The sequence below is a fragment of the Streptomyces sp. NPDC018964 genome, from assembly GCF_044390325.1.
Lineage (GTDB): Bacteria > Actinomycetota > Actinomycetes > Streptomycetales > Streptomycetaceae > Streptomyces.
Map to the genome: position 1 here is coordinate 51695 of NZ_JBIRYZ010000035.1, position 23875 is coordinate 75569.

The following is a 23875-nucleotide window of genomic DNA, read 5'->3' on the forward strand; positions in this document are numbered from 1 at the left end:
GTTCGTGAGAACGCGGGGGTGGAGGCGTCGGGCGGCCAGTTCGCGGGCGGCCGTGCCGGGCAGGCGCCGCCGGTCCGGGAGGGGGGCGACGTCACTCCCGTGTCCCGGGCGTCGGACACGTTCCTCAACGCGCCGCAGAGCGCGCGTGAGGGAACGCATGCCCCCGCTGTGTCCCGGGATGTCGCGACGGGGGACAGCCGCGGGGTGGCCATGGGCCGTTCCGGGGCGAACGAGGCGCCGCCGGTCTCCACGCCGACGCCGCGGCCGGAAGGTGTGGGGGAGGCCGTCGCGTCGAGCACAGGGACCTCACGTGGTGCCCTGCCCCACGGCGGGACCAGCGTCGGCGGCTCGGTCGCGCATCCTTCCGGCCAGGCCCCGCACAACAGCCCTCAGGCTGTGGCGGAACGCGGTGGCGTGGCGGACGGCGGCACCGGAAGGCCCGCATCCACGCGTGGGCCCGACCACGTGCGCGAGGCAAGCGTGGACACGGGCACCGTGAACCGGGGCAGCGGCAGGCCGGAAAACCGGACACGTCCTCATGACTCCGGCGAGGGAACCCCGGTGTCGGACGGCCCGGTCGGGCGCTCGCAGACGTCCGCGGAACCGGAGACCTCCGGAGTCCGGGGGCAGGCGGACCGGCTCGTGGAGTTCTCCGCGGACCACCAGCCGCCCAACAGGCAGCACGACATCGGGTCCGTCACGGCCCACACCGGCTCCCGGCCGGCAGACGGGGCGGTTCGCGCTCAGGAATCCTCCGACGGGCCGGTGCACAGCGGCGGCCGCCGGACGGCCGACGACGCGCACATGCCGGTTTCCCGGGACGGCGACGCGAGCGACACCTCGAGCCATCACACGCAGGACTCCTCCGGCCTCGGCTCCGACGGCTCCACGAAGGCGTTCGAGGAGTGGAGCGACTTCACCCAGGCTCAGGCCAGGCGCGACGAACTGGTCGTCGATGCGGAGGCCCGGCTCGAAGCACTCGGTCCGAAGCTCGACGACGCGTGGCGAAAGGGCTTCGAGAGGTATGTGGCGGGCGACGAACTCGGGGTCGTCGACCTGAAGTTCGGCGGCCGCGAGGTGAGCCACGCCAAGTGGACCTGGCGCAAGGACATCACCCAGGCGTTCCGGAACGAAGTGGAAACGAAGGGTTTCGTCTCCGCGGAGGCATTCGACAGCATCGTCCAGGGAGCGGAAAGGAACGCACACAAATACCTTGAGCGTTCCCGTCAGGTCGAAATCCTGGCCTCGAACTTCAAGGCGGAAGTTTCGGAATTTCGTTCCGGTGGCGCGGAGCTCGAATACAGGCGTGCTCTCCCGGATTTCGATTCGATACCGCGGGACTACGTCTACGACTCCAAGCTCGATGCCTTCGTACGGGACGACTCCAAGCCGTACGGAATTCCGGCTGCCGAGGAAGAAGGGCCGGTAAAGATTCCGGGAGGGCCGGGCGAAGACGGTATCGAAGTGTTTTTCACGTCCGAGGGGCGAGCCGAAGGCCCAGTGGACTACTTCCGGGACAAAACACTCGATTTCAATCCTCTGGAGACGTTCTTCATCCAGAAGGTGGAGAAGCTCAACGACATTTTCAGCGGTTATCTCAACGACCAGAATGCGACCGCGCTGCCTCCGGACGCGCGTCGTCAGCTGGACGGGCTCAGGAGCGGACTGTACGACGATCTCGAGGCGATCACGGTCCGAGAGCTCCGCATCGAGGCGATGACGAAGGAGAGGTTCGACGACATCGTCGCGTGGCAGTCGGCCGGTAACGGCGGACGCGACGCACTCGGTGCGGAATTCGTGACGCGCATACGCGGGGAATTTCAGCGCGACCTGCGGGCCGCCCACGACCGGATATTCGGGAAGAACCCCGCCAAGGACGCTCATGAGCAGTGGGACCTGGCGACGGATCGCGCCATCGAGGACCTTCCCGGACGTATCACGCGGGAGCGGTTCATCCAGTCGAAACTGTCCGAGGAGACCGCCTACGCGGAGAGCCGTCTGTCGCGTCCGGGCGAGGACGGGCTCGCCGGCCTCGGCGGGACGGGACGGGAGCGTGTCCTGGGGGAATACCTCGACACGGTGCGCGAACACGCGCGCAACCACTACACCACCTCGATGGACGAGGGCCGTACCGCTTCGGCGGACATCGAGGCCGGGTGGGCCGGACAGCAGAGCGATGTGCGCGCGGCGCTTCCGCGCACCGTCCGGCACGAGGTGGAACTGCAGAACGTGGTCGCCGACGCGGCACACGACTTCCATGGGATCCTGCGCCATCCCGACAGCCCCGAGGCGTTCCGGCTCAACGAGGACACGATCAGCCGGCTGGGCAACGACTTCCGCACCGAACGGGTGCACAAGTACGACGAGTTGTTCGCCCCGGCAGGGCACAAGACGGAGACCTGGCTCGCGCACGAGTCCGCGTTCGAGGACGGATTCCAGTCCCGGCTCGGTGAACTGCGGGAAGACCACATCGAGTTCCCGACCAGGCGCGACCGTGCGGCCGGCTCCCCCACGGACGACGATCCCCTGCCCGTGGTCGGCGAGAGCCGTACGGTCCGGAACGAACCCGCCGACCTCGGTACGGCGACCGACGGGGACGTGCCGGCGCCACAGGCGCTGGAGGAGAACGGCGCTCCGAGATCGGCGTCCGCCGAGGGCAACGGCGAGCCGCGGCGGGACAGGACCTCCTCCGACGCCGAACTGCGGACGCCGAGCGAGGCACAGCAGCTGCAGGTCACGGCGAACGGTGACACCGCCACGTCCTCCGGCGCGCCCGGGTTCAGGAGGGAGCACACCGCGGCGGCCCGCTCCGAGGAGCAGAACTCCGTGGTGCTGCCGTCCCGTCGTGATCAGCTGCGCTCCGAACCGAGGGCGACGGACGTGCCCAGCGCCGTGCGCGACTGGCTGAGGTCCCACTCCGAGTACTCCTTCAGCCCCGAGGAGATCGACCACGCTTATCAGGGGCTCCTGGAGCGTCACTCCTCCGGCTACACCGACCTGCCGCTCGACCTGCAGGCTGTCGAGCTCGGCCACGTCCTGCACGACGGCGCCTCCAGCACCGTGCGTGCCGTGAGCTCGATCGTGCTGCAGCACAGTGGTGTCTTTCCCGGGCACGACGAAGTCAGGCAGGCTCACCAGGAACTCCTCGCAGTGTTCGGAGACGACTTCCGGCGGCTTCCGGAGGAGCAGTGGAACGGCCTCGTGGCAGCGTACGTGCTGAGCCGGCACGAGCCCGTCCCCGACGCCGGGCAGCACTTGGACGACGACGTCCGGTCCGAATCCGGCGCTGCGACGCTGCGCGACCTGCCGGCGGAGGACGGACCGCAGACGCGGGCACCCCACGAGACCCCCGTCGAGACGCTCGCGGACACGGTGCGGCAGCGTCAGCTCGCCGACGACCGGTCGGGGCAGGACGAACCGGACCTCATGGGGCGGACAGAGGACGTCGAGGAGTCCGGCCACGGGACTGTCGGCGCGGAGCGGTTCGGGGAGGACGAGAGCGGAGACTCCCTCCTGGGCCACGGATCCCTCTTCGGCCGGAACGCCCAGGGCTTCATCGACGACGGCGCGGTCCACCTGGTCCACGGGGAGACCGTGGTGTCGGTGCCGCGGGATCTGGAGCGCACCGGTGGAGAGGGCGAGCGTGCGGCGGCCGGCGAGGAGGTGTTCCAGGTCCTTCTCGAGAGGGCCGAGAGAGCCTTCCAGAAGGCCGGCGAGAAAGCCCTGCTGGACTACCACGCGGCGGCCCAGGGCCTGATGGACGGACGCCACCGGGCGCTGCCCATGAACATTTCCGGCCCGAGGACGGAGGACGAGGAGCTCCTCGAGAACATCAGATCGGTCGTCGCCTACCAGCTGTACCTGGACAGGCACAGCGAAGGAGAGGCGGCCGAGCGGAACGCGGTGCTTGTCTCGGAGTGGTTGCGCCGGGTGTTCGACACGGCGGCCACCGACGGACTCGTCGTGAAGGGCGGCTCGGCTGCCTTCGCCGACGTGGCCGAGGACATCGCACTCCCGGAAGCCGTGACGGAGGGAACGGCCGTCGCGGGGCAGAGCCGCACGCCTTGGGACCGTCAGGATTCCGAAGCGTCGCCGTTCGGGCACGCGGGATTCCACGACGACATGGTTTCCGCGGGCGGCGCCGACAGCCTGGACAGGCCCTTCCACGAGGAGGAAATACTTCGATCTGTTTTCGAGGAAGATGAGGACGGCGTCCTCACGCCCACTGCGGCTGGGTTCCTGGAACATGACGCCTCTTATGAAGGAATAGAGAGCGCCATGGACGGAATGATGCACTTCATCGCGCTGCTGAAGCCGCTCCAGGATCACATTCAGCGCGCGGCGGGCCAGGAAACCGCCGACATCGAACTGGCTGTGGTCGCCGGCCCGGGCGATGCCCGGACGAGGACTCCTGGACACGCTGCGGTGGCCGTCTGGCTGCCGGGCCACCGGGCCCCTTTGACCTTGGGTTTCCACCCTCCCGGCATGGGAGACGGGCAGAATCTGATCAACACCCGGAAAGACTATGTGCTTGATCGGCAGGTCCGGGTACTCAGCGTTCACCGCGTCACCGCGCAGCAGCTGCTGGAATCGTACAAGTGGGCGATGCGGCGTGCCGAGGAAATTTCCGACCCCCGGCGGTTCGAAGGCGTCGAATTTGTCACCGGATTCGTCCGTGCTGCGGTTCAGGATCCAGCGCTGACTGGAAGCGTCAAGACTCCGCGTCAGCTCGTCGAGGCGCTCCAGGGATCGTGGGACTGGGCCGACAGACTTTCCTTCAGTGACGAGCTGAACAAAGCGCATCGAAATGAGTACCGGCTGGCGGTCCAGCATTTGAAGCAGGAGTCCATCAATCCTGATTCAACCTCTCCGTACAGTGTCGCTGATGCGCAGATATGGGCAGAGCACCGTGTGGCTTTCGACCACCAGCGCCCTTTGATTCAGAACGAACCCACAGAAGAGCAGCAGTACCGCTTCAACATGCTGAACAAGTTCGGTTCGATGCTTGCATCGACGTTCCTGAAGCATGGCGAGGAGGAGGCTGTGAAACAGTCCCGGAGCCTGGGCATAACCTATGGGTCGTTGCGCTCTCTGCCCTTCGGGACACTGCTGGAACTGCAGGAAATGACGCAGTTCATCGAGATGGTCCGGCCGCTGCGCGAGCATCTGGAGTCGGCGTTCGAGGATCCCCGTGAAAATATCGAAGTGGGTATCATCGCGAATCCGGGAGGCCGGTCCTGGGCGGAGTCCCGGGATGTGGGGCATGCGGCAGTGACCGTCTGGCTGCCCGGAACCGAGAAACCCCTGACGATCGGCTTCTATCCGACGGAAGGAATGTGGAACGAGCAGGGCGCGATCAGAGATGACGCCGGGTATGCCCTGGACCCGAGGGTCCGTGTTCTGGGTACCTACTCCATTTCAGCGGCCCAGCTGTTCGACGGGTACCGGTATGCGATGGAGAACGCGGAGAACAAGTACAACATCCTGAAGTACAACTGCGTTGTGTTCGCTGAGCGCTTTGTGTCCGCGGCGATCGGGCACTCGCCGGCGTCCCTGTGGATCGCCTCGCCCCATCGCCTCGTCAAGGCGATGGTGGAGCAGGGGACGTGGACATGGGCTGACGGAAAGGGCGAGCAGGCCGGCCTCACCTCCGAGGACATGGCGCGCTACATGTCGGCCAACAGCAGGCTCACGGACGGAAGGAAGGTGCCCGCGGAGGAATACGGGCGCGTCATGAACTGGGCGATGTACCGGGTGGCGTTCGACCACCAGCGTCCGTTGATGACAGGCGAGGGGTTCACTCCGGATCAACTCGAGCAGATACGGCTTCTCGAGCAGTTCGCCACCATGGTGGCCGACGTCCTGCACCGCGAGGGCGACGCCGCCGCGGCCAAGCTCTCCCGGGATCTGGGCAGGCGGTACGGAACCCTCCGGGTCACTCCTGTGGAGACTCCGACCGCGGCGACCGGCGTGACGGAGACCGGCGCGGTGGCGACCGAGGTGACGGAGACCGGCGCGATGGCGATCACACCTGCCGGTCCTGCCGTCGCCCCGCCCACCGCTCTGGAGATGCGCAGCCTCCTGGCGGAGATCGACCGCATGCTGGACGAGCTGGTCAGCGCGAAGGTGACGGGAACGCTTTCCCCCGACAGCGGCTGGCAGACCGTTTTCAGTGCGGGAGACGAGTTCATCAATGACGTGACGGATTCCTCGGAAACCACCCCGCGGCATGCATCGGCCGTGTCCCGTGATTCTGTCCACGCCGAGGACGAAGTCCTCTACTCGGTCAATCTGCTTCTGAACGAACTGGACCAGCCGATCGTTGGGCAGGAAGAGTTCAAGAAGGCGCTCGACCGTGTGGTGAGCCGGCACGGGACACTCATCGACGACATGAGCCGGCGAGTTCTGGCGGAGAACGTCGCGGCCTCTGTCCTGGGTGTTCCGCCGGGCCGGCTCGAGGCGGGGGAGTCGCGTACCTTCCGGGACCGGGTCGAGCTCTCCGGCGGCCGTCTGGGACAGGACGACGGGCTGATCGGGGTGCGGGACGGCGCCGGGGCCGTCGCGTCGCGGGATACGGCCACGAATTCCGGCGGCGTGAACGAGATGGAGCGGCGTACCCAGTTGCCGCCCTCGCGGACGCCGGACGGGGCCCGCAGCAGAAGCCGTATTCGAAACCGGATCGCCCTCGGCCAGCGCGAGTGGCAAGGGTCCGTGGCCGACGAGGTGAAATACCTGCAGACGAAGCTTCTGGAGCACGAGGCCGGATCCCGGGCGCTTGTCATGGGCGAGAAGGAAGACGATGTAGTGTATACGTGGGCGATCAACGTCCTCGGAAAGAGTGTCACGTGGACGCCCTATACTCCGGACTCCTCATGGGAGAAGGTGGCATCCCTCGATCTGGATTCGAGCGCCAACCTGATCAATCCCCCGAAAGAACTACTGGCCCTGAGTGACGAAGCGAAAAACTTCAACGCGGCCAATTTCTGCTCGGTTACGCCCGGTCAGGACATGGGGGGTCATGTGAGGGAAATCAGACGGCGTGGTCTGTGACGTGATGCGTTCGCGTACCGCGCGGCAGCATCCGTTTCGTGTCGTCCGGCCCGTCCGGCAGACGGACCGGACGGGCGGCCGGCCGACGTCCCTCCCTCCCTCCTTCCGTCGTCGCCGGCGAAATTTTCCTGATCGGACCAACGGGGCGCCCCGGGCGCCGTTTCTTCTTCGAGAGTGTGCGAAAAAATGTGGGATGACATCCTTGTCCAGGTGGCCGACGGCGTACACCTCGTCCATGGCAGCAATACGAACTGGGTGGTACTCAGCGAGGGGGAATCCGTCACCCTTGTCGATTGTGGCTACCCGGGTGACCGGGATCTGCTCTTCGCGTCCCTGGAACGCCTCGGACACACTCCGGGGTCGGTCTCAGCCGTCCTCGTCACCCACGCGCACAACGATCACATCGGGAATGCCGAATATCTCAGCCGTACCTATGGCACGCCCGTTCACGCACACGAGGCCGAGGTACCCCACGCCCGTCGCGAGTTTCTTCACCAGGTCGGAGTGGGCCGTGTGCTGCGCAACATCTGGCGTCCGGGCGTCGCCCCGTGGGCCGTACACAGCATCAGGGCGGGCGGCCTGAAGGACTCACGCGTCACCGAGCCCGTCCCCTTCCCTCACCCGGCGGAACCACTCGACCTGCCCGGTCGTCCCGTGCCGCTTCATACGCCGGGCCATACCGGGGGACATTGCGCCTACGCCCTTCCCGGGGCGGGAATACTGGTGTCCGGGGACGCGCTGGTCAGCGGGCACCCCACCACACGAAGGCGCGGACCCCAACTGCTCCCGGCCATGTTCGACCACGACCGGGAGCGTGCTCGAGCCTCCCTCGACATCATCGGCCGGTTCGAGGGCGACACCCTCCTGCCCGGTCACGGCCCCGTGCACCGCGGTCCCATCGAGGAGGCCGCCCGGCTCGCCCGTGACCGGGCCTGACGTACGTCGCCACGCCCCGGTACGCGGTGTGGCGACGGTCCCGCTTCCCGGACGGGGCCGGCACCGTCGAGGGCCCTTCCGCGATCCGCGGCGGAACGGCGTCCTCGCGGCGGGCGAGCGCGGAGCGGGACGCCGTATCTGCGGCTGCGCACCCGCAGGTGAACACAGGGCAGCGCTCAGCCCGGTGTGGGGTGCTCGGCGCGCGGCCTCTGACACGAGCCCGCTCGTGTCGTGGGCGGCGGTCCCCGCACGTATGCGATGTGTGCTCCGCCCGGCCCCGTCGGCCGACTGACGGGTATGTCCCGAACCGTCCTCTCCCGAACGGAAGGTGCCCCCGAAGTCCCCGACAGACCACGTCCATTCGCTGAAGACCTGGTGGCGCCCACGCCGGCCGAAGGCCGCTGTCGTCCTCCCGCACCGACATCCCCCGCTGCCGTTCCCGCACCCCGGAGTGGCGACGTCGAATGAAGCGGCCGGTTCCCCGCCCCCGGGGTGGGAAGCCGGCCGCGGTTCGCGTCCATCGAACGTCAATCCTGCGCCAATCCGATGGCCCAACGGGGTTGAGCACAGTTGCCACCGAGGTCGATGAGGAGTTCCGAAGGCGCGAGGAGGAGGCCGTCGGGCCTCCTCGTGGGTCTCGCGCGTTGACGCCGGCAAGGGGGCAGGTCCGCTGTCGGGGCCCGGGCACCGAGACGGTCAGCCGGACGGGCGCCACCGGGGCCACCCGTTCGTCCGTCGCGTGGCTGAGGCCGTGGAGGCTTCCCCACCACTCGAGGGAATCTCCGAGCGGCCCCGGAACTATTCTTCAGCGGAAGGAAAAAGAGATGTCCTGGCCCGTTATAGGTTCCACGGGAGACGACGAGTCGGAGCGGTCCCTTCTTGCTGGATGCCAGGAGTCCTTGCCCACGCTCTTCACCTTCGTTTCGCGTCTTCTCGGGGGAGACGTGCACCATGCGGAGGACATCGTCCAGGAGACCCTGCTGCGGTGCTGGCTGAAATACGGCACCGCCGATCGCGACATGCTCAGGCCATGGCTTTTCACCGTGGCTCGCAATCTGGTGATGGACGCGCACCGCAGGAACAGGAACCGGCCGACCGAGATCGAGATCGACCAGAAGAGCCTTGCCGATCTGGCCGAGACCGGCTCGGACGACGTCGTCCTGACGTCGATGACCGTCAAGGTCGCTGTCCGGTCCCTGTCTCCGACACATCGAGAGGTGATCTACCGCACCTACTTCCTCCAGAAGACCGACGAAGAGGTCGCCCTGGACCTCGACATACCCAAGGGGACGGTGAAGTCGCGGCGCTTCTACGGGCTCCGTGCCCTGCGCCTTGTCCTGGAGGAGCACAATCTCGGTCCCTCCATGTCCCTGGCGTCCGAGGGTGTCGGAGCGAAGGTGTGACGTCCGGGGCCGGCCGCGAGGAGAGGGCCCGGGACCGGTGGCACCGGGATCCGCCGTCGGGCCGGTGCACCCGCTGAGCGCGACGGCGGCCCACCGGCCCCGGCCGGCTGATATGGGTGACGCCCGTGCGACTCCCGGATCCGGCCGGGCCGCCGGACGGAATCCGGCCGTCCCCGTCGGTGACCGTCACGGTATTGACGGCGTTCCGCCCGCTCCGGCCGGAAATGAATGTGTTCCGTCCGACGTCGGGCGGAGCGTTCGCGCCGTCCGCATCGCCCTTCCCCTCCGGGCCCGACCCGTCCGGCTCCACCGTCGGCGGGAAATCCGTTCCGGTTCACCGCCGGCGCGACCAAAACAGTTACTTTCCTCACCGCCGTCCATCGGTGTTCCTCGAGTACGGAAGGGCTACATTCGACTTTGTCCTTTCCAGAGGAACGGAGGCATATCATGCAGAATGACATCGATGTCGAAGAGATCACCGAGGAAGACCTCGTGATCGAGGAGCTCGGCGGGCGTACCGAGCGCGCTTACTGCGTTATACCCCCCTGGTAAATCCAGCAGCCGGCAGGTGCGGGCTCGCGGCCTCCCCGTAAGCCCGCACCTGAGGCCGGTAAAAGGAAGCTCGTTGTCATGGATGCTCATATTCTGCGGTTTCCCCGGCACGTGCACATGGCGGTCCACCCGGGAACAGGAGTCCGCCTCGTGTCCCGGGACCGCCACACCCTGCTGCGTGGCCCGATCAGCGAAAACATGGCTCCGCTGCTCCGCCGCGGTGCGACCCGTGCGGCTCTGCACAAGGCACTGGGCACCTCCTTCCCCGCGGCGGTGATCGACCGCGCCCTGGACCGGCTTCTGGCCGCGGGGCTGGTGGTGGAGCGCGCGACGGACCACGAGGATCACGACAGCGGTCTGTGGGAACTGGCGGGACTGGACCCGGAAGCGGTCGGCGACGCCATGCGAAGCCGAGCGGTCCGCCTGATGTCCGTCGGCGGGGCCGGGCCCGACATGGCGGCCCTCACCCACGCCGCGCGGGAACAGGGGCTGCTCATGGGCGCTGGGGACGGAGAAGAGGTTCTCCGTATCGTGACGGCCGATGATTTCCTGGATCCGCGGCTCACGGCCCTCCATGCCGCTGCCGTCAAGGACTCCACCGCGTGGATGGTCGCCCGGCTGACCGGGGCGTCGGCATGGATCTCCCCCGTCATGGAGCCCGGCGGCGAAGGATGCTGGCACTGCCTGACGCAGCGGCTGAGAAGTCACCGGGAGGCCGATCCCCGGTCGGCCGCGGGGGCCGTGGAACAGCATGCGGCGCGGGGAGGCGGCATCGGATCCGCCACGGCGACCGGCCTGGCCGCACGGCTGACGGTCCTCCGGGCCGCCCAGTGGATCGCCGGACTGAGAGACCGGACGCCCACGCTGCTCAGCTTCGACGCCCTGACGCTGGATACCGGCAGACACCACGTGACCCGCCGCCCGCAGTGTCCCACCTGCGGTGATCCGGCCATGATGGCGGCTCGGGCCCACCGGCCCGTGGAACTGCGCGACCGAGTCACCGCGCCGGACACCGACGGCGGATACCGGGCCAGCGGCCCCGATCACCTGCTGCGCGCCTACGGACACCTGGTGAGCCCGATCACCGGGGTGGTCACAGAGCTGACCAGACTGGAGACGCGTTCCGACCTGCTGCACGTCTACCGTGCCGGGCACAACTTCGCGGTGAGCCGGCCACCGGGTTCCGCCCCCGTACGGCGGGTGCTGCGCACCGAGAGCGCCGGAAAGGGGATGTCCGACATGCAGGCCCGGGCGAGCGCTCTCGGTGAAGCCGTCGAACGCTACTGCGGCGTCTGGCAAGGGGACGAGGCGTGTCTGACGGCTTCCACCCGCGCGCTGGGCGACGACGCCGTCCGTCTCGACACCTTGCAGCACTTCAGCGACGGGCAGTTCCGGCGGCGAGAGGAATGGCGCCGGCGGGGAACCGGCTTCGGCTGGGTGCCCGACCCCCTCGACGACACGCAGGAAGTGTCCTGGACACCGGTGTGGTCATTGACCGGGAACCGGCTCAAGTACGTGCCCAGCGCCTATCTGTACTACCGCTTTCCCACCCCGCCCGGGCCCGTTCACGCCCTGGCCCACTCCAGCGGCAACGCGGCGGGGGCCAGCCTGGAGGACGCGGTTCTCCAGGGCTTTCTCGAACTGGTCGAGCGCGACAGCGTCGCCCTGTGGTGGTACAACCGCGTTCGCCGCCCGGCGGTCCGCCTCGACGACGTGAACCACCCTTACCTGGAGCGCTGGCAGGACACCTACACGGCACAGGGCCGGGACGTATGGGTCCTGGACCTGACGTCCGACCTGGGCATCCCCGTCGTCGCCGCGGTGTCGCGCCGCACCGGAGGCGGGAGCGAGGACATCCTCTTCGGCTTCGGCGCGCACTTCGATCCGGCCCTGGCCGTCTCCCGGGCACTGACGGAAATGAACCAGTTCCTCGCCCAGTTGATCGAGTTCCGCTCCGGCCCCCACCAGGACCAGGAGGGCCCGGACACCCACTGGTGGCGCACCGCGACCCTGGAGAACCAGCCCTACCTCGCGCCGGACGGCCGGTCACCCCTCCTGACAGGACCGCACCGCCGGGCCGCCGGTACGTACGACCTGTCGGGCGACCTCCGGCGGGCCCGCCGCCTCGTCGAGGAACGCGGGATGGAGATGCTGGTCCTGGACCAGACGCGCCCGGACATAGGACTGCCCGTCGTCAAGGTCATGGTGCCGGGACTGCGAAGCTTCTGGCCGCAGTTCGCCCCGGGAAGGCTGTACGACGTCCCCGTCTCACTGGGGTGGTCGGCAACGCCGACACCGGAAGCCGATCTCAATCCGGTCGCCATGTTCCTGTGACCGTGTCCGGGTGCGCGACCGTCGTGTCCCCCGCCCGCCGATGAGCCCACGGCGCCCTCCCGGATCCTCTGCACGGGGGGCCGGTTCGGAGCCCGGCGTCCGCGCTCCGGCCCGGGGCGCGGCAGGTGCTCACCGCGACCGGCGCCGCGCGACGCCGACGGGCCGTCCGGGAGGCGCTGAGCGCTCCCGGCGTTTCCCTTCCGGGGCGGGGACGGCTCCGGCGGCCGTGGGAGCTGATACGGACTCCGCGGAAGATCCGCCAGGACCTCGGCCGCGCCGGCGGCACGGGGTCCGGGCGACGGCATTCCCGCCCGCGCCGACAGCTCCGGATACCGTCCCCCGTCCCCCGTCCGCCGATATGCGGATGACCGCGCCACGCCCTCTGCCCAATGCGCGAACAAGTTCATAATGCGAGTTGAATTCCCAGTGAAATTTACCTGGATTTTCGGGCGATAAAAGCGGGTGTATATATTGACGTTGCCGCGCCTGGTGCCCGGCCTCCTTTCCCTGGGGCTGTTCACATGATGGGAATGCTATGGGCAGCGTCGATTCCCCCGCCGGTACGGTGTGTTTCGCTGTTCCGCGGGAAGTGGAGCGCGACGTCAAAAGGCTTGCTGATCCACTCCGTCGACTGGCTGCGCTGACGGCCTACTTCCAGCGACTGGACGCGGAAAGGTCACCGGCCGGACCAGTGCGCAGGGCGGACGGCGGGGATGTCCTTCCCGGGCACGAAGAAGCACGTGACGCGGTGGGGTCCGCGCGAGCGGGACACGGCCCCGTCGAGGACCGGAACCCGGCGGCCACCCTTCCGGAGAATTCCGGAGACGTCCCCGGGCCCTGGGGGGAAATCTTCGCACGCGCCGAGAAGACGATGGACGCCCTCGAACCGAAGGAGCGGCAGGATCTGCTCGTACGGGCGGCCGGCATCGTCGACGAGACCCATCAGCCGCCCGCCATCATCCGTGAGGCGGGTTCGGCGGAATACCGGTACGCGCAATTGCACGAGAAGATGGTCGGCCTGATCGCCGAACGCATCCACCTCGATGGTTCCGGGATCGATCCGGACAGCCCCGGCCACCCGGCCCGGAAACTGTCGCTGCGGCTCCGTGATGTGTTCGGGACCGGAGCAGGACCCGGCCTGAGGGCGGGCGCGCGCGGGCACGCGGTCAGGGACACCCGCGGTGACACGGCCGCATCGGCATCCACCTCAAAGGCGGCGCCCGACGGAAAAGCATCCGGACCGGCCCCGGTTCCGGAGGACCGCCCCCTCGCGGCCGCGCCCCCGCACCGGGACATCGCATCCCGTCCGGGGGCGATCGAAGGGGACCTGGACGACCGCAGGCCGCCCCGGCTGGACCGCGGCCTGCCCGCGGCACCGACCGTCCAAGGCCCGGTGCGGTTCACCGATTCCGCGCGGTTGCCCCCCTACATGAGCGGAGAAGTCGGTGCGCGGCTGACCGGCCTGCCGCCGCAGGTGGTGAACCGCTCCTTCGCCCTGGGCCACGGCAGCCACACCCTGCGGGGCGTCTCCCTGGTCCTCGCGGAACTCGCCCTGAGGCTCGACGAATCGGCCGCGACGCGCCCGGCGGCCGAGAACGACGGGTTCGGCCTGCTGGACATGGTGAGGCACGGGCTCGAATCCAGCCCGGGGAGCTTCTTCGCCGACGGCCGTGAGTTCCCGTACCGGACGGCGGACGGGAGGACGAGGGTCCTGGCCGTCACGGCGCGCGCCTACGGGCAGTGGGAACGCTTCGCGTTCGGCCACGAGAAGCCCGTCAAGATCGAGTCGATGCAGCGCTCCGCGGTCACCAGCGGCGGAATCCGGGTGAACAGCACATCCCTGGCCCTGGCTCCCACGGTTCCGCTGGGCCCCCTCAGGAATGCCTTCTCCGTCTGGGGCCGGGTGTTCGTCCAGGCTTCCGTCGGCAAGCAGGCGCGCTACTCCCTGCAGAACCAGGTGATGAACCAGACGGAGACCCGCAGCGCCGGCACCTCGCGGGCACACCTGGACGACGTCTGGTACGGGTTCTCGGTGACGGACACCTCACGCCGCCCCGTCGACCTGGGCGGGAGGCCCGCGCGGGCCGACGGGACGGCCCTGCGGCCGGCGGCCTTCGGTTTCGCCGTGCGCGACGGACTGCTGGTGCGGCTCGCCGACGACCTCACCCTGCCCGTACCGCTCGAGGACTCCCTGCCCCGGCGCCTGACGCTCGGCCCCCGGTCCCGGGTGCGGATGGCGAACACCGAGGCCCATGGGCCCGTGGCGCACATCCGGGACTGGGTCCTGCGGCAGGCCCGGGTGAAGGAGGGCGACAGCGCCGCGGTGCGGATCCACGACTTCTTCTCCACCGAGAGCTTCCACCGGATGAGCCGCATGCTGAAGCAGGGGCGGGTGCTCACCCCGCTGCTGTTCCGCGGCCCCTCGGGGAGTGACCCGCTCGGCGTCTTCTCCGTGGTCGTCGAAGTCGAGGACGCGGTCCTCGTCGGCGAGAGCACCGCCATGGAACTGAGGGACACCGCACAGTCGACCGCCCACAACGAGCGGTACCTGGGCAGTTCCCTCGGCGTGGAGGCCGGTGCCACGGTGGGTCCCGGGGGACATCTGTTCGGTGTCGAAGGCGGGGAACTGGACGTGCGTGTCCTGGCGGGGCTCAACGTCCGCGCCGGTGCCTCACGCGGTCACGGCTCCTTCTTCGGCGGCACCGGAGGCGTCAAGACGGCCGGTCAGGCCAAGGACGTGGCGACGGGCCTGTACCTGGTGCGGCAGAAGGTCACCGTCACCGCACCGCCCGGCCGGAGAGCGGCTCCGCCCGAGCCGCGCGGTGACGAGGGGCAGCAGGGGATGCTGCGGAAGAACCCCCCGCACAAGTGGAGCGCGCCACCACGCAGCGAGACCTTCCGGACCTGGTCGCTGGAGCGGCTGACCGGTACCGAGGCCCGCCGTCTGGCCGGGGAGGACACCGTGGCCGCGCAAGGGCCGGAACCCGCGGCTCCGCCGTGGCTGGCAGCCGATGACCCACCGACGCTGGGCATGAGCCGGGTGGAGGAATTCACCTTCGCCGACGGCAGCCCCACCCGGGAGATCGACGGCCGCACCGTCACGTTCGCGCAGCACTTCGCGGACTCCGTGCTGCGGCAGATCGGCAGGGCCCATCCCGGCCTGGTCGCCCCCCTTCACGAGCTCAATCCCGATGATCCCCGGTGGCGGGACAGAGGCCACTTCGAGACCGTGGTGAACAACACCCTGGAAGTGCTCAACAGTCTCTCGCACCAGAGCATGGCCTCCGCGCTGGAGACGATGACGACCACCGGCCTGCGGTTCGACCTCCTCGACTCCGGTCCCTTCTCAGAGGGATACCGGCACGTATGGGTGGACGCGGCCTTGAGCGGGAGACGGTACGAGGGGACGCATCAGGACCTGCGGCTGCGCCGCAGCGCCCCGGGCGGCGAGAACCTGACGGGCCGGCAGACCGGCGCGCGCGGAATACAGGGCGGTCTCGAAGCCGTGGTCTCCCTGCGCAGCACCGCGGTCGACGGCATCGGCCGTCCGCAGCACGCGGGCACATGGTCCGTGGGCGCACGGGCGGGAGGCCGCAAGGAGTCCGAGACCGGCTACGGACACACGGCCACGCACGAATCCACGTCGGCCGGTACCGGCGGGGCCCACCTGTACAGCTACGCACTCGTTCTGCGCGCCGGGACAGGCGGTTTCTGGCGGCCCCGCCGGTGGATGCGGGGTGTGCTGTCCCTGAACGCGCTGAGCACCGGGATGTTCGTCCACAGGGCGACGCCGGCCACACTCCTCGCGCCGGAACCGGACGGTACGGCGGACGGGGACGCGCCCGGAGTGGGAAGGGTCCTGCTCGGCGTGCCCGTCGAACACACGCCGGCGGCCCCGGCGGTCACACCCCCGAACCCCCGGCCCGTGCAGGTCATCGAGCCCTCCGAGGCCCGTGACCTGGTCCTGATGTCTCCGCGGTTCCTGCGGGACGTCACCCGCCGCACGCCGTCGGTCCTGTCCGAGCATCCCTTCCAGACGGTCTCCGTCACCGCTGACGCACAGGTGCGGGCCGCGGTGGAGCAGGTGCTCTCGGACGCCTCGGACGGCTCGTGGGCCCTGACGGTGCCGGGCGCGGTGGGGCACCGGGCGGTGACGAGCCTCTTCGACAGCACGAGCCTGACGGCGAACTTCGACCAGAGCTCCGCCCCCAGGGGGTGGCGGATGCCCTCGGTGTGGACCCAGTCGCCCTATCTCGACCGGACCACGGCGCTGGCGCACCGGACTTCCCTCGGGGACGACCTGACGGCCCGGACGAAGGCGGTGAGGATCGAGGGCGAGGTCCTTCTCGGCGGCGTCACCCAGGTGACCAGCCGGCAGACCAGGACGTCCCATCTCTTCCTCGGCGGCCAGGCGGGCTATCTGGCCTCCCATCAGACGGGTGACGGCGGCACCGGCGTCTACACCGCCGTCGCCAGTCCGTACCAGCGGGACGCGACCGAGGCGGTGTCGGTCTCCCGGTCCGCACTGACGGAGACCATCCGGAAGGACATGGGGCGTCATGTCCTGGTCTCGGCCTCCGTCACGCATGAGGTGGCGGCCGTCTCCAGCCGGATCGGCGAACGGGCCTCCGGCTGGTCACGCGTACCGCGCTCCATGGCCGGTGCCGCGGGCCGGCGGATCGAGGTCGAACACGGCTGGGCCGGCCACCTCCCGGAGAAGAGCGCCCACCGGCTCGGGCTGCTGAAGGACGGCTTCGGACCCGTGCCCCTGTACACCGGGCGTTCCTGGTCTCCCCTGCCGTGGCTTCGGGAGCACCCGTTCGGCGGCTGGCCCGTCAACTCGCTCGACACGACCGCCGCGCTGCGCGCGTTCGAGGAGCGACTGCTTCCCCTGGGGCTGCCGGCGGAGGACCGGGACCAGCTGCGACGGCTGGTGTCGGACCGGGTCGTGCGCACGATCGGCAAGGAGATGACCGGCTCGGGGGCCTCGATGCCGGGGCGTATCGGCCGCTGGGGCTCGCAGACGGTTCAGGCCTGGGTCGGCACCCGCCGGATGCGGATCCGCGGGGAACTGATCCCGGTCACCGAGGACGCCGGGCGGTTCCGCGGCCTGGGCCACAGCGTGGAGCTGTGGGAGGGCCTTCACGCGGCGGAGAGCACGGGGGCGGCCAGGGCACGGACCGCCGGGGCCATGCTCGGCATCGCGGTCTCCGAGGGAGCGCACGTCCACGCCGACCCGGTGAAGGCCGCCGGGCCGACCTACGTCCATACGGGCTCCACGCTGCGCACGGTCGCGCAGTCCCGGAGCGAGGGAACGGTTCACGGTACGACCGTCATCACCACCCAGGCACACGGCGAGTACGCCACCCGGTACATGCTCCGTCTGACCCTGGACATCACCGACACCGGGCCGGCGGATCCGCCTCGGGGCCGGACCGACCGCCTTGTCGGGCAGGCCCGGCGGCTGGGGCGGGCGCTCGCCGGCCGGCGGCGGCTGACCGTGTCGGCCGAGGCCGACGCGGGACGGCTCGTCGAGCACTTCCCCCTGAGCCTGATGCGGCCGGACCCCCCGGCGGGGGACGCGACGGATCCACGGGAGGACCCCCTCGCGCCGGCCGTGCCGCGGACGTACGGCGCGCCACGCCGCATCGACGTAGCGCGGCTTCCACGGGCCGGCGCCCGGAACCACGCCGCGGGCCGTGGCGCCGACGGGCAGGCCCGGCGGTTCGTCCTGCCCCCGGAGGGCTTCGCCGTCCGCCGGATCATCGGTCTGGACCGGCTCCACGCGGCCAACACGGCCGCGCTGGGCGCCTCCTACGACACGTCGTTGCCGCTGCCCGTGGGCGGCGAGATCACCGAGGACACGCTCGCGCGGGCCGGGAACACCCCGCTGACCCGATCCGGTACCGGCGCGGCCCAGAGCCTGGAGGACGGGACGTCGAACGGGATGCTCACGGCGTTCTTCGACCGGACACTCGCACCGGGCGGCTACCAGGTGGCCGGTGTGCGTCACCGGGGCGTCCTCGACGGTGCCGACGCCACCCTCACGCTCCACTCCGAGCCGGACTTCTCCGGCGCGCAGCTCCTGACCGTGGCGGACGGACTCCGGTTCGAGGCGTCCCGGCGGAACACGCGGAGCGGCGGCGCGCACGCCTCCTACGGCGGGGTGTCGGAGCAGGTGCTCGCGGCCGGGCCGACCACGTCCACGGCGAGCACCGGAACGAACCAGATGGGCACCGGGGCCGGCGCCCAGGAGGGCGACTCCGCCGGGACGGACATGTCGAGCGCCCTGCTCGGCGCGGTCAACGCCAAGCCCGACCAGGCCAGAACCTTCCTGTTCGCCATTCCCACGACGTGGCTGAGCGTCGCCGAGGTCCGCCACCACGTGAAGGACAGCGGCGTGGGCAGGGCGTTCCGGAGCGTCTTCGGGAACCCGCGACGAGAGCCGCTGGTGGTGGAGACGAGGACGACCGTCCTCGCCTGGGTACGCGAGGACGTCGCGCGCCGTCTCGGCCTCGTCGACGACATCGGATTCCCGCCGGCGGTGGCCAGGGCCTGGGACGAGGTGACCCGGGCCGACAAGGCGTGGACCGCGGCCGACAAGGAGTACTGGGATCTGCGGCGGGGCCGGGGAGCCCAGCTGCAGGCCGATGTGGAGGCAGCCGAGTCCGCCCTGGCGGAGGCGGAGGCCGGGGAGGGGACGCCGGACGTCGCGGCGGCCCGGGACGCCCTGCGCGTGCTCCGGGAGGAGCGGGACGCCGCCGGCACCGCGTGGGACGAGGCGGGGGACCGGCGGAGGGAGGAGGCGGAGGCCGTCCTGACCAGGGCGGAGCGGGCTTCCTCGGCGCGCGCCGCCCTGGACGCCGCGCGGGCCGAACTGAACTCCCTCGTCGCCGAGCTGCGGGTCCGGTCGGCCCGCGCGGAAGCGGCCGCGGAGGAGTACGCGCGGGTGCGGGAGGGCGCCGACCGGCTCACCCGCTGGCACCGGCTGGCCGCCACCGAGGACGGACGACTGCTGCTGGGCGGCACGGCGGAACCGCCGGAGGTGACCTTCGGACAGTCGCGGGCGCCGGGGAAGGAAGCCGCGCGGAAGCGGAGCGCGGAAGGCGGGGCCCCCGCGCCGGAGCCGAGGAGCGCCCCCGTGCGGCCGGCGCACGTCCGGCCGCCGTGGCAGCGGCCGGCCGAAGCGGGCCGGCCGTCCCGGTACTACGACGCCGGGGCGGACCACCGCACCCTGACGGAGTACGGTCCCACCGGGCGAAGCCGGGTCCTCGACCTCCACCGGACCGAGTCGGACGGCAACGGCTTCTACGCGGCCGTCGTCCGGGCCAGGAACAACCGTGTCGTCGGCGCCTCGGACCAGCTGGCGTCGATGGTGTCCCGCAGCCCGCACCTTCCCGCCCGCACCCCGCTCGACCCACAGGCCGTCTTCCGGCCCGCGGAGCTGCAGCGCGTACTCGGTTCCCGCCGCGACTTCCCGCGGACGGACACCGCGGCCCTCTTCCGGGAGACCTCCGGAGGCGGAGGTCCGCTGCCGGAGCGGGTGCGCGTCCGCCTCACCACGGCGCAACGGCTCGACCTGGTCCGGCTGAACCTGAGAACGGCACGCCGGTGGAACGAGGAGACGGCGGATCTGGCCGCGGCCCTGACCGCGCGGCACCTTCGCGTCGACCTCACCGTGGTCCACGAGGACGGCTCCCACCGGTCGTATCCGTGGGCGGACCCGGACGCCCGCGGTCCGCGCGGGCAGGTGACTGTCTACCGGCAGAAGGACACCTATCTGGCGGCGGTCCCGCGGAGCACCTGGTCCGGCGTCCCCGCGGAGGCCGAGCCCGAGGAACCCGTGAGCCCGGCCGACCGGGAGCGCAGGAGGGAGATCCGGGAGGGCAAGCGGCCCGAACAGCCCGCGAGGGTGACCGCCGCGGAAGCGGGCGAGGACGCGCCGGGCCCGGACACGGTCCTGACCCCGCCTCGTACGGAGGCCGGCGAGCGGCCGCCGCACACCGTGTCGGGCGGGGAAGCGGCCCACCGCGTTCCTCACGAGGTCCACGGCACGGGGAGGGACAGGGCGGGTTCGCCGGACGAGCTGTACGGGCCCGTGGTGCCGCCGAAGACCGTGAAGACCGGCGAGAGGGACGACGGGACGCCGCAGGTCCGCCTCGATCCGCTGCGGTACCGGCTGGAGGACTCCCCGCCCGGTCTCCTGGACCCCGCGACCTTCCTGGAACTCACCAGTGAGGGAACCGCGTTGCGGTCGCTCTCACGGATAACGGAGCTCGACCGGTTGCTGAACGAGTACGGGCGGACGGACGCGCACGATGCCGTGCGACGGGCCGAGGTGCTCGGCACGCTCGTCGACCGGGCGCGGGCCTACGCGGCGGGCACGAGGAACGAGTCCCGCCGGCGGATCGTGCGGCAACTGATCACCACAGCCGAGACCCTGCTCGGGCAGTACCGCGGCCGGCACCTGGAGCCCGATGCGCCGGCCGCTGTCCGGACGGCCACCGCGGCGGAGGAAGCGCCCGCCGCTCCGGCCGGTGAGCACGCGCGGTACGCGCGCGCGAAACGCGTATGGGAGGGACCGGTGCCCGAGGAGGTGGCACGGCTGGAGCAGCTCCTGCTGCGGGCAGGAGACGGCGCCCGGTCGCTCGTCATGGGTGTGCTGCCCGACGACCAGCTGTGGGCCGTCAATTACGAAGGCACCGTCCGCTGGTTCACGCACAGCGCGTTCAGCCCGGTGCGGGCACCGCGGTCCGCACCGGGCAGGGTGGTGTCGATCGACCTCGACCCGCGGTCGAGGCTGATCGGCGCGGCGCGGGAACCCGGCGGGGGCGAGCCGGGTTTCTGCGGGCTCACCTATGGCAGCGACCTGTCCGGCGTCGTATAGGAGGTGGTCCCGGCCGGCGTGGTCCCGCGCAGGCGCGGGCGATGCCCACGGCAGCCTTCCGAACGGACCGGTCGGAGCTCCTGGCCCACTGTGGCAGAGTGAGGAGCGGTGGCGGCGGTGCCTGCCCCACAACACGAAACGTTGTTCCGCGAGCGGGAGTTGCCATGGGAACCGGGGAAAAGGCCACACTCCGTGCCGGAGAGTCCCTGTCCTTGCAGTCCCTGGTCTCACCCGGCGGCGCATACGCACTGGAACACCGCCGGGACGGGACGATCGCGCTGCGCGACAACCGTGGAATGCGTGACGTCTGGCGGATGGGCGAGCCGATGCCCGCGGCGGGAAGGCTGACCCTTCTTCATGAGGGCTTTCTGGCGCTGCAGGGGCCTCAGGGGGCTCGGGTGTGGTCGTCGGGAGAAGTCGACCGGCGGGTGACCGCCGCGCAGGTCCGGGACGACGGACGTCTGGTCCTGGTGGACCCCGACGGCACCGTACGGTGGAGCCATGACCCCCTCGACGCGGACGTCCTGGCCGGCTACCGGCCGGCGGGCGGTGACCGGCTGCGGCGGGGCGAGGTCCTCGCGGATTCGATCGTGTCCGCGGACGGGCGGTACACGCTGACTCACACACCGGCGGGCCGGACCCTGCTGCATACGCCGTCCGACACGGAGGACGGGAGCCGGCACGTGTGGGCGCGGACGGCAGGACAGCCCGGTGCGGCGATCACCCTCGGAGAGGACGGTGTACTGCGTGCGGGCACCGACTCCACGGTTCTCCAGAGATGGACGGGCCGCTTTCTGCTGGACCCGATGTCGTTCACGATTTCCGCGGTGGTCGTCCGCGACGTGGGCGACATCGTGCTCCTGGACGAGGAGGGCAACGAGCTCTTCGACAGCCGGACCGCCGAGGAGGAGGCGCGGCTCGCCGGGCTCCGACGGCGGTACGCACGCCGGGAAGCGCGGGAGAAGGCCAAGCCGGTGCGCCCGGCCGGCAGCGGTGTGGCAAGGGACTGGTTCGACCTGCTGGATCTGTCCGGACCCAGCACGATCACATGGGTGGAACGCGTCGATGCGCGGGAGGCGCTGCTACGGCTGGGCGCCCAGCCCGCCACCGTACGGCCGATGACGTACGGCGACCTCGTCTCGGCGGCTTTTTCCAGCGATGGCGGCGATCCGGTCAGGTGTGCGCTGGCAGTGCCCGTCGACGACTGGGTCATGCTGATCGAGCCGTGCGGGGTCGAGGGCATGGAGCGTGCGCGGGACCTCTCCGAACGGACCCAGGCCGTCGTCCACCACGCGGGGTTCGACGGTGAATGCCTTCTCGCCTGGTACCGGAACGGCGAACCGGTCGCTGTGTACCGCGACGACGAGACGGATCTGCTGGAACGGGGCGCGCCCGCCCTCGAGGGCACGGATCCGGAGGCGATGACGCCCTTCATGCGGAAGACGGGGCTGGGCGTGTACCGCCGCGAGGACGACGGCGATTTCCTTCCGCCTCCCGTCGAGGTCGCCTGCCTGATCGCCGGCGTGACTCCTGGAACCGGACACTTCCTGGGTACGCACCTGGGTGCCGTGTTCGGTACCTGGTAACGGACCTCCGCGGAGCGCGTGGCACGGTCTCGTCCGCACGGCGGTCCGGACGATCCGTCCGCCGGCGGGGAGCCGATGCGGAGGGCTCGGACGTCGTCCGCGGGACGTACCCACGGTGCCGATGGTCTCGCGCCGGATCGACCGTGGCGTTCCGGCCGTGACCTCACCCCCTTTCTTTCGCGCGGATGCCGGGAGACATCCGCACAAGCCCGGGGCATCGGCCGGGTACGGCTCGGGAGCCCGTAAGGGCCCCGGTCGAACGGGTGGGCCGGCCGGTCCGGGGTGAGAGACGAAGGGCCTCTTGATCACCGCGGTCGCCGAGTCCAGCGAGACGCGGGTGGTCCCGCGGCCGAAGTGCCATGAGGTCGTGTTCGCCGCATCCGCTCCGGCCACTCCTGGATACGGCTGCCTCACCCTTCGGATCGGGAACGCGGCCGACTGGCCGGAACGCCGGACCGGGCGGGTGCGCGCTCGGCCGCGCGGGGCCTCCATGGAGCCGAGGGCACGGTCCGGAGCCGACCCCGCGGTGGCCGCGGGCTCGCGAGGGGTGAAGGCGGAGGCCACCGCCCCCGCACATCGCACGATGACGCCGCACCGGCGGACACCCGGCACAGGTTCCCTTCGCATGGCCTCTCGCGTGATCGAGACCGTGAGCCCGGCACGGGGCACCCGCAGCCGGAGCGAGCGCGGTGACGGATCCTTGACACTTCCATCATGAAGCATGCAATATATTGCACATCGTGCTGCTCACGGCCGTACCGATGACCTGCTCGGCATGGCCCCACGACGCACCACGGCATCGAGCCGGCATGGCCTGGACGCACGGTGGTCCGGCTCACCGGACCACCGTGCGAAGCACATCCCGTACCCAGAAGGAGATCCACCATGAACAGCACCGCACGACGCCGCTCCCTCTCCAGGCGCGCCGTCATCGCCACCGGCGTCGCGGGTGCCGTCGCAGCGGCCGCCTTCCTCGCCACCAACCCCGCCGCCGCCACCGGCACGGCCCACCACCCCCGCCCGGCTGCCGGGAAGCCGACGATCGTCCTGGTGCACGGCGCGTTCGCGGACTCCTCGAGCTGGAACGGCGTGATCAAGAACCTCCAGCGCGAGGGCTATCCGGTCAT

6 protein-coding genes and 1 pseudogene are annotated in these 23875 nt (G+C 70.3%); all 7 read left to right on the forward strand.

The genetic code is table 11. The features are described from left to right. The first annotated feature begins 204 nt into the window (after positions 1-204). A complete protein-coding gene (locus ACH5AO_RS35175; protein WP_398931914.1) occupies positions 205-7050 on the forward strand; it encodes a hypothetical protein in 6846 nt (2281 codons plus the stop codon). A gap of 186 nt (positions 7051-7236) precedes the next feature. Continuing rightward, complete coding sequence (locus ACH5AO_RS35180) at positions 7237-7986, forward strand: MBL fold metallo-hydrolase (protein WP_398931917.1); 750 nt, start codon at positions 7237-7239, stop codon at positions 7984-7986. Between the two features lie 824 nt (positions 7987-8810). Next, positions 8811-9389 carry a sigma-70 family RNA polymerase sigma factor gene (locus ACH5AO_RS35185; protein ID WP_398931919.1) on the forward strand — a complete coding sequence of 193 codons (579 nt, stop codon included), beginning with the start codon at positions 8811-8813 and terminating at the stop codon, positions 9387-9389. Between the two features lie 702 nt (positions 9390-10091). Then, positions 10092-12275, forward strand: coding sequence for a TOMM precursor leader peptide-binding protein (locus tag ACH5AO_RS35190; protein WP_398931921.1), 2184 nt, complete (start codon positions 10092-10094; stop codon positions 12273-12275). An 871-nt stretch (positions 12276-13146) separates the two neighbouring features. Next, positions 13147-21162, forward strand: a complete 8016-nt coding sequence (locus ACH5AO_RS35195) for a hypothetical protein (protein ID WP_398931923.1) — start codon at positions 13147-13149, stop codon at positions 21160-21162. Positions 21163-21326: 164 nt separating this feature from the next. Next, complete coding sequence (locus tag ACH5AO_RS35200; protein ID WP_398931924.1) at positions 21327-22748, forward strand: DUF6461 domain-containing protein; 1422 nt, start codon at positions 21327-21329, stop codon at positions 22746-22748. Positions 22749-23633: 885 nt separating this feature from the next. Further along, positions 23634-23875 (forward strand): annotated as a pseudogene (locus tag ACH5AO_RS35205) (alpha/beta hydrolase); the annotation flags it as partial.